This window comes from Nostoc sp. (assembly GCF_036918015.1).
Taxonomy (GTDB): domain Bacteria; phylum Cyanobacteriota; class Cyanobacteriia; order Cyanobacteriales; family Nostocaceae; genus Nostoc.
In genome coordinates this window covers 154711-167014 of the sequence record NZ_JBALEO010000069.1, presented here as the reverse complement: position 1 = coordinate 167014, position 12304 = coordinate 154711, and the positions used below count along the sequence as shown (strand labels likewise).

The following is a 12304-nucleotide window of genomic DNA, read 5'->3' as shown; positions in this document are numbered from 1 at the left end:
CTAACGGAACTCGTAACTGTTTTGCCCTATGCCCAATGCCTCATGCTCAATACCCCATTCTGATGTAGGATAACGGTGGCGACAAAATTGCAAATAAATGTAAAGAATATATATAGATATTAAAAAAGTAGATTTAGTCAATCACGTTATTTCACTTAGGTAGCTTCATGTCCATGACCACGATCGCCCCTGAACAGGTTAACAGCATCGTTTGGAATCAGCATAACGATCCCTTTGAAATACTAGGTTCTCATCCCATAGAACAAGACGGCAAAACTGTCTGGGCTGTGCGGGCCTACTTACCAAATGCAAGTGCAGCATGGGTCGTTCTTCCTGAACAACGTAAAGAATACCCAATGCAAACGGTGCACGATCCTCACTTTTTTGAATGCACCATTGAAACTGCCGAACTGGCAAACTACCAGTTACGGATTAAAGAAGGAGAACATGAGCGTGTCATTTATGACCCTTACGCTTTCCGTTCTCCCCGCTTGACAGACTTTGACTTGCATTTGTTTAGTGAAGGCAACCATCACCGGATATATGAAAAATTGGGAGCGCACCCCACGGAAATAGACGGTGTTAAAGGTGTTTATTTTGCCGTTTGGGCACCTAACGCTCGTAATGTTTCATTGTTGGGAGATTTTAATCTCTGGGATGGACGTAAAAACCAGATGCGTAAAGGCCCCACCGGAGTTTGGGAATTGTTTATTCCTGAAATTGGTGTAGGAGAGTCTTACAAATATGAAATCAAAAATTTTGAAGGACACATTTACGAAAAATCCGATCCCTACGGTTTCCAGCAGGAACCCCGTCCAAAAACAGCATCCATTGTCACTGATTTAGATACTTACAGTTGGAGTGATGAAGAGTGGATGGAAAAGCGGCGTCGCACTGAACCGCTAACTCAGCCAGTTTCAGTTTACGAAGTGCATTTAGGCTCTTGGTTACACGCTTCGAGTGCAGAACCAGCGAAACTCCCCAATGGTGAAACGGAACCTGTAGTTGTTGTTTCGGAACTGAAACCGGGCGCACGCTTCCTTACCTACCGAGAACTAGCTGACCGACTCATTCCTTATGTCAAAGAATTAGGATACACCCACATAGAAATGTTGCCCATTGCGGAGCATCCCTTTGATGGTTCTTGGGGTTATCAAGTAACTGGTTACTATGCCCCTACCTCCCGTTTTGGCAGCCCCGAAGATTTCATGTATTTTGTTGACAAATGTCACGAAAACGATCTAGGGGTAATTGTAGATTGGGTTCCTGGTCACTTCCCCAAAGATGGCCATGGTTTAGCTTTCTTTGATGGTAGCCACCTGTACGAACACTCTGACCCCCGCAAAGGCGAACACAAAGGATGGGGTACTTTGGTGTTTAACTACGGTCGCCATGAAGTCTGTAATTTCTTAGCAGCAAATGCCCTTTTCTGGTTTGATAAGTACCACATTGACGGGATTCGTGTCGATGCTGTTGCCTCGATGCTCTATAACGATTATTGCCGCGAACCAGGAGAATGGCTACCCAATCAGTACGGTGGCAGAGAAAACCTAGAAGCAGCAGATTTTCTGCGTCAGGTAAATCACATTATCTTTAGTTATTTCCCCGGTATTCTCTCAATTGCGGAAGAATCTACTTCCTGGCCAATGGTATCTTGGCCCACCTATACAGGCGGACTGGGCTTTAACTTGAAGTGGGATATGGGGTGGATGCACGATATGCTGGATTACTTCAGCATGGACCCTTGGTTCCGTCAGTTCCACCAAAACAATATCACCTTTAGTATGTGGTACAACCACAGCGAGAACTTCATGCTGGCTTTGTCTCACGATGAAGTGGTGCATGGTAAGAGCAATATCATCGGCAAAATGCCGGGGGATACATGGCAGAAGTTAGCTAATGTGCGTTGTTTATTTAGCTATATGTTTGCTCACCCAGGCAAGAAAACCATGTTTATGAGCATGGAGTTTGGGCAGTGGAGTGAGTGGAATGCTTGGGCAGATTTGGAGTGGCATTTATTACAGCATGAAGCCCACCAAAAGTTAAAAACGTTTTTCCAAGAGTTGAACCATCTCTATCGTTCTGAGCCAGTTTTGTATACCCAGGATTTTGCTGAACCGGGGTTTGAGTGGATTGATTGTAGCGACAATCGCCATAGTGTAGTTTCCTTCATGCGTCGCGACAAGGATTCTGATGATTTTGCGATCGTAGTTTGTAATTTTACACCACAACCCCATTCTCACTACCGTATCGGTGTACCGCAAAAGGGATTTTATACCGAGTTGTTCAATAGTGATGCGCGTCAGTATGGCGGCAGTAATATGGGCAACTTAGGTGGTAAATGGACAGATGATTGGTCTTTGCACAGTCGTCCTTATTCTCTGGATTTATGTTTGCCACCTTTGGGTGTGTTGATTCTGAAGTTGGATAAGAAGAAGACTGCTGAGGTAATTGGATAACAATTTGGGGTGGGGTAATGCCCATAGGTGTCAACTTAACGCTAAACCCGCTTGGTGACAACGTTTTGCCCTCACCCCCAGCCCCTCTCCCCAAGGGAGAGGGGAGCTAGACATTCAATTCCCCTTCTCCCTTGGGAGAAGGAAGGGATTAGGGGATGAGGGCGTGAGGGATTTGCAAAATGCCTGTCCGGTATAGTTTTCGGCTTGAGTTGACACCAATGGTAATGCCCACCCTACACAAAATTTCACCTATTCACAGTTACTCAACCCGGTTCTCTAATAGACTCTGTTGAAATTAAATATGCATTATTACCCTTGTAGAGATGTAGCAGTGCTACCATCTCTACATTCTTTTATATAGCGATTTATTAACTTGCGATCGCTCTGCATTTCCCCGTGGAATTATACTTAGTACTCAGAGTAAGCACAACTACTGAAGGCTGACAGTAGCTAGTTGCTAAGTAATAATAAATCCATCTGTCGATAGATGCACTTTTCTACTGAGACAAAGTTTTGCGATGCGATCGCGCTATGCAAGTATTGGGTAGCGGGGGATATGGCTCAAAAGCCAAAATTTTGTATAGTACAAATGTATGATTTGTTAGCCCTAATCCTAGATATTTTATAATAATTCTCATGACACAGATTAAGCCTGAAGTAAAGCGCACAGAAGAATTGCGCCAGTTATTGCAACAAGCAAGCTATGCTTATTACGTCCTAGATGCTCCAATCATGGAGGATGCAGTCTATGACCAGCTATATCGAGAATTGCAACAACTAGAAACTCAATATCCAGAATTGACAGCACCCGATAGTCCGACTCAGCGCGTGGGTGAGAGGCCAGCAACACAGTTTACCTCGGTGCGGCACAATATCCCCTTGTACAGTCTAGAGAATGCATTCAATATTGATGAGTTACAAGCATGGGATCAGCGTTGGCGGCGACAAGTACCGAAAATAGATGCAGTGGAATATGTCAGTGAACTGAAAATTGATGGTTCTGCTTTGGCTCTTACTTACCAAGATGGCATTCTAGTTAGAGGCACAACTAGAGGTGATGGGGTGACGGGTGAAGATATCACCCAAAATGTGCGGACAATTCGCTCAATTCCCTTACGTTTGAATTTTGAAGGGTTGGAAATTCTCGAAAGGGTGGAAGTGCGAGGTGAGGCGTTTTTGCCGTTGGAAGTATTTAAACAAATCAACGAGGAAAGGCAAAAAGCCAGCGAGCAATTATTTGCCAATCCCCGTAATGCCGCAGCTGGTACACTCAGACAACTAGACTCCCGCATTGTCGCTAAACGGCGGTTAGATTTCTTTGGCTACACCCTGCACATTCCTGGTAGAGATGACACCAGTATTGCTAATACGCAATGGGAAGCATTGGAGTTGTTGGAAAAGATGGGTTTTCGAGTCAACCCCAATCACAAACGCTGTGCTTCGATCGCAGAAGTGGCAAAATATTACGAATACTGGGATACGGAACGGCTGAATTTACCCTACATGACTGATGGGGTAGTGGTGAAGCTGAATTCTTTTAAACTTCAGGAACAGCTAGGGTTTACGCAAAAATTCCCCCGCTGGGCGATCGCTTTGAAGTATCCAGCCGAAGAAGCACCTACCCGTGTAGAAAATATTGCTGTAAATGTTGGCAGGACAGGGGCATTAACGCCATTAGCCGAGATGCGCCCGGTGCAACTAGCGGGAACAACAGTTTCCCGTGCGACTTTACATAATAGCGATCGCATTACTCAATTAGACATCCGCATTGGCGATACTGTCATCGTCCGCAAAGCTGGAGAAATCATTCCAGAAGTACTGAGGGTAATCAAAGAACTCCGTCCCGCTGACACCGAACCCTTCGTTATGCCCACTCATTGCCCAGTCTGCGGCCAATCGGTGGTGCGAGAATCAGGTGAGGCGGTGACTCGGTGCGTCAATGCTTCCTGTGCGGCGATTCTCAAAGGTTCCATTGAACATTGGGTAAGTCGTGATGCCTTAGATATTAAAGGCATGGGGGAAAAGCTGGTGTATCAACTCGTTGATAAAGGTTTGGTGCATTCCGTTGCCGATTTATATGACTTGACAGCAGAGAAATTATCTGCATTGGAAAGGATGGGGAAAAAATCGGCGGAGAAATTAGTGGATGCGATCGCTCAATCAAAAAATCAACCTTGGTCAAGGGTATTGTATGGTTTAGGCATCCGTCACGTTGGCAGTGTAAATGCTCAATTATTGACTCAGAAATATTTCACTGTAGACCAGTTAGCGGCAGCAAAGCAATCAGATATTGAAGGAATTTACGGTATTGGTGCTGAAATTGCCCAATCTGTGTACCAGTGGTTTCGGATTGATGCTAACCAAAGGTTGATAGAACGCTTGCAAGCAGAAGGATTGCAATTAACTGCCACCGAGGAAACAAAAATAGTTGGGGATGGTAATCAAAAGTTTGCAGGTAAAACTTTTGTAATTACGGGAACATTGCCAACCTTAAAGCGGGATGAAGCAAAAGCTTTGATTCAAAAAGCTGGGGGAAAAGTAACTGATTCAGTGAGTAAAAAAACAGATTATTTAGTTTTAGGAGAAGATGCCGGTTCCAAGTTAGAAAAAGCAATTTCCTTGGGAATTACGCAGTTAAGCGAGGCGCAATTCTTGGAGATGCTTGAAGATTGAAATAAGGTAAAAGCCTGGAAAGCATCGGATGATTCTCGTAAGGGCAATTTATCAATTGCCTCTACTAAAATTAGGGTAAGTTATTCGGGTCAATACCCTGTGATTGCAAATAAGCAATCAGTCGTTCTTTTTGCTGGCGTTCTTGTTCAGCGCGTTGGCGTTCTTGTTCGGCGCGTTGACGTTCTTGTTCAATCTGTTCTACAGCCCACGGTAACAAATTACCATCTCGATCCCACCAGCGCAACCAATAACCAGTGCGACCTTCTTTTGTTCCTTGCCAAGTTCCCAAAAATAAGCCCATTACATCAATCCAATTACGACCATTTTCATCTGGTTGCTTTAACTCATAGCGCTTATTTTCTAGTTGATAATATTCTAATAAGCCGCCATAAGGTTCAAAAATCACGTAGATGGGAATCTGCAAAATTTGCTCGTAGAAAAACCATTTTCCTGGTGGATAAGTTCGCTTGACCGAATATTCTCCACCCTCAGTATCAGATAGAAATTCGATAGCGATCGCCGGAATATCTCCTTCTAAATTGGGTGTATAACTTTTGCGGTTAGCCACCACTTCATTAACCGACGGCACATAAACCCAGTCTGGTGCTTTGGCAATAAATTGCTCGTTAATAGTGGCACAAAGACCAAAGTTTGAAGCTATCAACATCTGGGGTTGAATGAATCCACTGATTTCTAGGCTTTCACGCAAAGCACCAGCCAAAAGTGGTTGACCGGTATTCTCCACTGGTTCATCCTCTAGTTGAAAATCTTTGGGCAAGGCTTCCCAAGAGATTACCAGTTCTGTTGGTGATTTGGCTTGGCTGAGTTGGGTTGCCATAAACACAGCATGAATTTATTCTCGATCTTATCGCAGGCGATACTAGGAGCAAAAAAAGGGGCAGAAAACCCACCCCCCTATTTAACCCTACAGTTTACACACAAGTCTTTTAAAGTTGCTGTGTAAGTAAGGTAGGGTGGGTTAATTTTTGTAGATCAATGCAATAAAGGTGCAAGTCAATGCAACAAAGGTGCAGGTCGATGCAATAAAGGTGCAGGGCTATGCAACGAAGATGCAGGTCTATGCAACAAAGGTGCAGGGCTATGCAACAAAGGTGCAGGGCTATGCAACAAAGGTGCAGGGCTATGCAACAAAGGTGCAGGGCTATGCAACAAAGGTGCAGGTCGATGCAACAAAGGTGCAGGGCTATGCAACGAAGATGCAGGTCGATGCAACAAAGGTGCAGGGCTATGCATCAAAGGTGCAAATCAAGAGACTTGTGTGTATAGCGTTTACTAATCACATGAGGTACATCATAGTCCCCTCCTTGCTTGCGGGGAGGGGGTTGGGGGTGGGGTTCTTGTATCTCACACAACTGAGAACCGCTATACACCGTAGCTATTTAACTAGGAAACTGAAAATTCTCTAAAGCAGTACTTTAGCTAAAATCGGTTCCACACTCTTTGAAATCTCTGGCACATACACCTGTGAAACGTAGTCGGCAATCATTCTGTCAGTGTTGAATAATGGCGCATTAGTCTTAATGGATGTTTTCATCATCTGTACCCAACGGTGGGGAATGCCTTGGGCATCTTGGTCATAGTATAGAGGAACGATTTCTTCTTCTAACAGCTGATAAAGCGATCGCGAATCAATCCCATCTTGCAATTCTTGATCGCTAGTATGAGCATCTTCACCAATTGCCCAACCGTTAATTCCTTTACCATCGGGCCCTGTTTGGTAGCCTTCGCACCACCAGCCATCCAAAACGCTGCAATTAAGACCCCCGTTAAAACAGACTTTTTGTCCACTCGTCCCAGATGCTTCCAAAGGACGACGGGGATTATTTAACCAAACATCCACACCTTGCACCAATTTTTGACCAGTGTAAATGTCGTAATCTTCTATAAAGGCGACTCGGTTGATAATCCCAGAATTGTGACACCACTCCATCAAGCGTTGGATAATCCGCTTACCTTCTTCATCGGCTGGGTGCGCTTTCCCGGCAAAAATAATTTGTACTGGACGTTGGGCATTACCAAAAATCTTCAGTGCGCGCTGGGCATCACGCAAAATCAGATCGCCGCGTTTATAAGGGCTGAAGCGTCTGGCAAATCCAATGGTCAATACATTGGGATCGAGTAATTTTTCTGTTGCTTGAATGAGTTCATGATTTTCGCCACGCAACTCCCGTGATTTCTTCACCTTATAACGGGTGAAAGCAATCAATCGTTCTTTGAGGATGAGATGCCGCGACCACAATTCCTCGTCAGGAATCTCGTCAACTTTAGCCCACATTTTGGGATCGACGGCGCGATTTTGCCAGTCTTCGCCCAAATATTCGTTATATAAGTCACCTAACAAAGGTGCAGTCCAAGTTGGTGCATGAACGCCATTGGTAATGTAACCAATTGGTACTTTGTCTTCCGATCGCTGCGGATAGAGAACTGTCCACATTTTACGAGAAACTTGACCATGCAATTCACTCACGCCATTACAAGCACGCGACATCCGCAATGCTAAAACGGTCATGCCAAAGGGTTCCCAAGGATCGCCCAGTCGTCTTGCACCCAATGCCAAAAATTGCTCGCGAGAAAGTCGCAATTGCGGCCAATAGCTGGCAAAGAAAGAATCTATTAAATCGGGTGAGAAGACATCATGACCGGCGGGAACGGGGGTATGGGTGGTGAATACACAACTATTCCGCACCTTGGCTTCGATGTCGTAGAAGGATTTACCAGTCCGCTCAATTTCTAAGCGGGCAATTTCCAAGGTGCAGAATGCAGCGTGTCCTTCGTTGAGGTGATAGACAGAAGGTGCAATTCCCAAGGCGTGTAGGGCGCGAACACCGCCAATTCCCAAAACGACTTCTTGGGCGATGCGGGTTTCCAAGTTGCCGCCGTATAGGTGTCCCGTTAGCCAACGGTCAATGGGATCGTTATCATTGCGATCGCTATCTAATAAATATAAGGTGACTCGCCCAACTTGCACTCGCCAGATTTGCACTTTCACAACCCGTTGGCGAACTTGTAACTCGATAATTATCGATTCCCCTTGCTCATTTTTAATTAACTCCAAGGGCATATGGCCAAAGGGGTTGTCAATATAATAATCTTCCTGCCAACCTTGGCGGTTCAAGCGTTGCCGAAAATAACCTTGGCGATACAACAAGCCAACACCAACCAACGGCACACCCAAATCTGATGATGATTTTAGATGATCCCCGGCGAGAATTCCCAAGCCGCCAGAGTAGACGGGTAGAGATTCATGGATACCAAATTCGGCGCAAAAGTAAGCAATGGGGCGCAATGCAGATACTTGCGGTGCAACTCGACTGACCCAAGTATCTTGCTGGTTGATGTATTGGTCAAACTCACGCGCGAGGGCGGATATCTGCTTTAAGTAAAATGGGTCTTCTGCTAATTGCGTCAGACGCTCATAACTTGCCGACTCTAAAATCGCTACTGGGTTATGTCCACAGCGTTCCCATTCTTGGGGATCAATGCTTTGAAATAGGGAGATGCGATCGCCACTCCAACTCCACCAATAGTTATAAGCCAAATCTGCCAAACGCTTGAGCGGCAAAGGTAACTTTTCACTCAAGTGTCGTGCTGCGGTGATTGCACTGCTATTAGCCATACTAAATCTATGTCCTCGCGCTTAACTTTTTCTCTATGTATCGGGAACTGGGGAAGAAGCAAGGGAGCAGAGTTTTCTCTTCTGCAAGAGCAGCAACCTCCCTATCTCTTTTCAATGCCCAGTTCCCTTTATTTCCTCTTCAGGTTTATCAAGAAAAGCAGAGGGCAGTTCTTGCCTCACTTCTCTACGAGAGGCTGCACTTCTCTACGAGACGCTCCGCGAACGACTACGCTCAGTGACCACCTGCCACCTGCCTCCTGCCTCCTGCCTCCTTCAAAACACCGGAGCCTTCACTTGCTGAATTCTCCCCTGAAGTCGGAACAGTCTCTCGACATCAAACCTTATCCAAGTAAATGGTTTTTATTGTTTTCGTCTTTTAAAAATTATCTCTACTTTTGGGGAGATTTAATATTTTTTTCTATCAAATTCGTTGACATTATTTTACTTTTTTTATTTTATTGTAAATATTTATTTACAATTTTACAATCAGCAACTAAAGTTATTTATATGTCTTGATAATAGTCAATTTTTAATTACAGATATTTGCAGCATAATAATGCTTTTTATCCGACAATCACAGCAATGATGCCGTTATCCACGATAAAACTCATATCTGTTAACGAATAATTAAAAATGACTTATAAAGTGGCAAAATATGTATCTGAAGATTCACTTTTTGTAAAAGCTCTTAATTGCCCACCATCAATTAGAATAAATTTGAATATATAAAAATATTAAGATAATTCCGAGAAAAATTTTGTTTTGTTAACAAAAACAATGCAGTTGAATCGAAGTAATTTCCTCAAATTTCTGATCCAGTCAGAGCCAGGAAAACCAGCAATATCCAACGGCTTACGAGCTGCCTTCGCGTTTGGAGTTCCGATGCTAATTGGGCAACTCATTAACCAAAGAGAAAGCGGACTATTGGTTGGTTTAATGGCTCACTTTGTCAACTTAGCGAATGTTGGTGGCCCTTACCAAATTAAAGCTAAGGCGATGGTACAGGCTACTTTGGGAATAGCTGTTTCAGTATTTGTGGGTACTCTAGTCGCTCAAGTTCCGGTACTAGCTGTAGTGCTGACATTACTCTGGGGACTTGCTTCCGGTTTTGCGTCACTATATGGTAATGCTGGTGCCAATGTCGGCCTAGTGGTAGGGATATCATTTATTACCACGATCGCACAGCCAGGAAACTTGGAAGTTGCACTCGTGCGATCGCTGCTATGTCTAACCGCAGGTGGATGGGCGATGCTACTCTCCCTAGTAATGTGGCCTTTTAGACCTTACGATCCCATACGGCTAGCTTTGGCTGACTGCTTCAGTGCGATCGCCAACTACATTCACGCATTTGTAGGTAAAGTAGCAACAACTGAAAATATTCTCGAAATTAGAAAAGCATTAGAGACAGCACGCACTGCTTTAGGTACATTACGGATTGGACAGTCGTCTCGGAGTTGGGTGAATGAGCCATTTTTGCTGCTAATTCAGGATGGCGATCGCTTGCTTGGTTTAGTTATTGCCTTAACAGAATTACTAGAAACTCACTTCCAACAACAGCAATATCATACAGTCCAGCAATTAGTAGACGATGCACTCGCAGAAATATCAGTCATTCTTCAAGCCATAGCGAAAGTCATATCTCGCAAGCCTGCTAGCATCGACTTGGGAAATCTCAAGCGCATCTCTGAAGCACTGAAAGAACAAGAAAGTCTGCAAAGAAAAGCAATTGCTGGGAGTGAAACCGACTACACAACCCTCGTTGCTTTCACTAACTTGGTGCTGACGCTCAAAAAGCTGATCGAACAATTGCAATACACGGCTCAGACAGCTAAATCTCTGGCAGATCGCAGCAAAATGAGTCAACGAGATATAGATAGACTGCTTTTATTTGAAGAAGAACAGCGATCGCTCTTAAGTTTACTCAAAGAAAACCTCACCTTAGACTCAGCAATCTTTCGCCATGCTCTCCGCATTGGTGTGAGTCTAACTGTAGGCGTGATATTATACAGCGTTACCAATTTACCAATGGGCTATTGGGTAACACTGACAATTATATTAGTCCTGAAACCAAACTTGGGTGCAACTTTCAAACGGTTTTTCCAGCGAGTTGGCGGCACAATCTTAGGAGCTGTCTTAGCTGCTATCTTACTTGCAACCATCACGAGTAAGCCTGTATTAGACATCATTATTCTGCTGACAGTATTTTTTGGTGTTTCCCTAATCGCTTTCAACTATGGGTATTCAGTGATTTTCTTCTCAATATTTGTCTTACTGATTATCGATATTGGTCATCCTATTAGTTGGCAACTTGCTGGCTTTCGGGTGTTGAATACATTAATTGGGGCAGGACTGGCTTTTGCGAGTCATTACTTTTTATGGCCAAACTGGGAACGCGATCGTTTACCCAGTCAAATCGCCACAGGGCTACGAGAATGTCACAAATACTTTCAGGATGTGATGGCTGTTTACCAAGGTATAAAGGAGCGTGACTCTAGTATTATCAGTCAACGGCGACAAACTGGACTAGCAATTGGCAATGCCCAAGCCTCCTTCCAAGGATTGCTGCGCGAACCCCAAATGCACCAAGAATTAGTAGAACCAGTAATGACGCTACTGCTGTATATGGGACGTTTTACTAACGCCGTAACAGTTCTGGCAGTACATCTCGAACATTTCCGAGGAACAGTGCCACTCCCGGAATTAGAAACCTTTGTCCGCCAAATTTCACTAGTGTTAGAGCAGTTAGCTGATTCAGTACAGCAGGAAATTCCGCCACCGCCTTTACCTGACTTGGAAGAAACACTGCAAAAAATCCAGCCGCACCTGCAAGCACTGCGTACAGCCAGGATAGAAGAGTTAGCCGTCAATCAAGGACATACACCGATTCGTCAGGCAGTCATTGATTACAGCATATTAGATTTGGAGATTGACCAGATTGTGCGACGGTTGACTGCTATGCACTCAGCGATGGTACGGCTAACATTAGCTAATTAAATTTCAATATTTCTTTGTTTCCAGTAATTCGGTTTGCGCTTACCATGCGCGATTGCAATAACCCAAATCACTTCTTCAAGCACGGTATAAAAAATCAGATAGGGAAAACGTTGAATAGCATAACGACGTATTCCTTCAATCTTGTGTGGGGTTCCTAAATTGGGGTTTTGCTGAATTTTAAGAATAACTTTTTCCACTTCCGATAGTAAATCTAGTCCCAAGCCTACTTTTTGAGCTTCATAGTAAGCTATTGCAGCATCAAGCTCCTTACTAGCTTCGGTGTGGATAACAATAAACTTCACGAATACTTTTCTCGTAACTCAGAAAAAACTTGAGATGATGGTTGTCCAATAGCTGTTTTGCGATTAATATCCTCCAACCGTTGGGTTAATTCCGTATCCCAAGCACTTTCTAGATTATCATCTATACCCTCATCTAGAGAATGAATTAAAAAGTAGGCAATTTCAGCACGTTCTTTTGCAGAAAGCTGAGAAAGTTCGAGTTTAAGTTTTTCCGCAGTTTCACTCATGCTTTGGAGTCT

The 12304-nt window shown here is 44.1% G+C and carries 8 protein-coding genes; 3 read left to right on the top strand and 5 right to left on the bottom strand.

Annotated features, from left to right (window positions below):
- The first annotated feature begins 167 nt into the window (after positions 1-167).
- Together glgB and ligA are read left to right on the top strand one after the other, a co-directional pair.
- Positions 168-2459 carry a 1,4-alpha-glucan branching enzyme gene (gene glgB, locus V7K61_RS17885; RefSeq protein WP_335055163.1) on the top strand — a complete coding sequence of 764 codons (2292 nt, stop codon included), beginning with the start codon at positions 168-170 and terminating at the stop codon, positions 2457-2459.
- A 636-nt stretch (positions 2460-3095) separates the two neighbouring features.
- Positions 3096-5132 (top strand): NAD-dependent DNA ligase LigA, encoded by a 2037-nt coding sequence (ligA, locus tag V7K61_RS17880; RefSeq protein ID WP_335055161.1) that lies wholly within the window; start codon positions 3096-3098, stop codon positions 5130-5132.
- Between the two features lie 70 nt (positions 5133-5202).
- Here ligA and V7K61_RS17875 read toward each other — a convergent pair whose 3' ends face one another.
- From V7K61_RS17875 to glgP, 3 genes are all read right to left on the bottom strand, one after another.
- Positions 5203-5970 carry a Uma2 family endonuclease gene (locus V7K61_RS17875; RefSeq protein WP_335055159.1) on the bottom strand — a complete coding sequence of 256 codons (768 nt, stop codon included), beginning with the start codon at positions 5968-5970 and terminating at the stop codon, positions 5203-5205.
- Positions 5971-6146: 176 nt separating this feature from the next.
- Positions 6147-6386: a hypothetical protein gene (locus V7K61_RS17870; RefSeq protein ID WP_335055157.1), complete on the bottom strand. Its 240-nt coding sequence runs from the start codon at positions 6384-6386 to the stop codon at positions 6147-6149.
- A 169-nt stretch (positions 6387-6555) separates the two neighbouring features.
- Positions 6556-8769, bottom strand: a complete 2214-nt coding sequence (glgP, locus tag V7K61_RS17865) for an alpha-glucan family phosphorylase (protein WP_335055155.1) — start codon at positions 8767-8769, stop codon at positions 6556-6558.
- A gap of 777 nt (positions 8770-9546) precedes the next feature.
- Here glgP and V7K61_RS17860 point away from each other — a divergent pair.
- Entirely contained in the window at positions 9547-11763 is a 2217-nt protein-coding gene (locus tag V7K61_RS17860; protein ID WP_335055154.1) for an FUSC family protein, read from the top strand.
- Here V7K61_RS17860 and V7K61_RS17855 read toward each other — a convergent pair.
- A complete protein-coding gene (locus V7K61_RS17855) occupies positions 11760-12065 on the bottom strand; it encodes a type II toxin-antitoxin system RelE/ParE family toxin (protein WP_335055152.1) in 306 nt (101 codons plus the stop codon). The two genes, V7K61_RS17860 and V7K61_RS17855, sit on opposite strands and share 4 nt — an antisense overlap.
- Positions 12062-12292, bottom strand: a complete 231-nt coding sequence (locus V7K61_RS17850) for an addiction module protein (RefSeq protein ID WP_335055150.1) — start codon at positions 12290-12292, stop codon at positions 12062-12064. Before V7K61_RS17850 ends, V7K61_RS17855 begins: the two co-directional genes overlap by 4 nt.
- Between the last annotated feature and the right edge of the window lie 12 nt (positions 12293-12304).

What these genes read in the sequence shown, in the direction of transcription:
- glgB (WP_335055163.1), top strand. Translation starts at nt 168, where the DNA reads ATGTCCATGACCACGATCGCCCCTGAACAGGTTAACAGCATCGTTTGG.
- ligA (WP_335055161.1), top strand. Translation starts at nt 3,096, where the DNA reads ATGACACAGATTAAGCCTGAAGTAAAGCGCACAGAAGAATTGCGCCAG.
- V7K61_RS17875 (WP_335055159.1), bottom strand. Translation starts at nt 5,970, where the DNA reads ATGGCAACCCAACTCAGCCAAGCCAAATCACCAACAGAACTGGTAATC.
- V7K61_RS17870 (WP_335055157.1), bottom strand. Translation starts at nt 6,386, where the DNA reads ATGCATAGCCCTGCACCTTTGTTGCATCGACCTGCATCTTCGTTGCAT.
- glgP (WP_335055155.1), bottom strand. Translation starts at nt 8,769, where the DNA reads ATGGCTAATAGCAGTGCAATCACCGCAGCACGACACTTGAGTGAAAAG.
- V7K61_RS17860 (WP_335055154.1), top strand. Translation starts at nt 9,547, where the DNA reads ATGCAGTTGAATCGAAGTAATTTCCTCAAATTTCTGATCCAGTCAGAG.
- V7K61_RS17850 (WP_335055150.1), bottom strand. Translation starts at nt 12,292, where the DNA reads ATGAGTGAAACTGCGGAAAAACTTAAACTCGAACTTTCTCAGCTTTCT.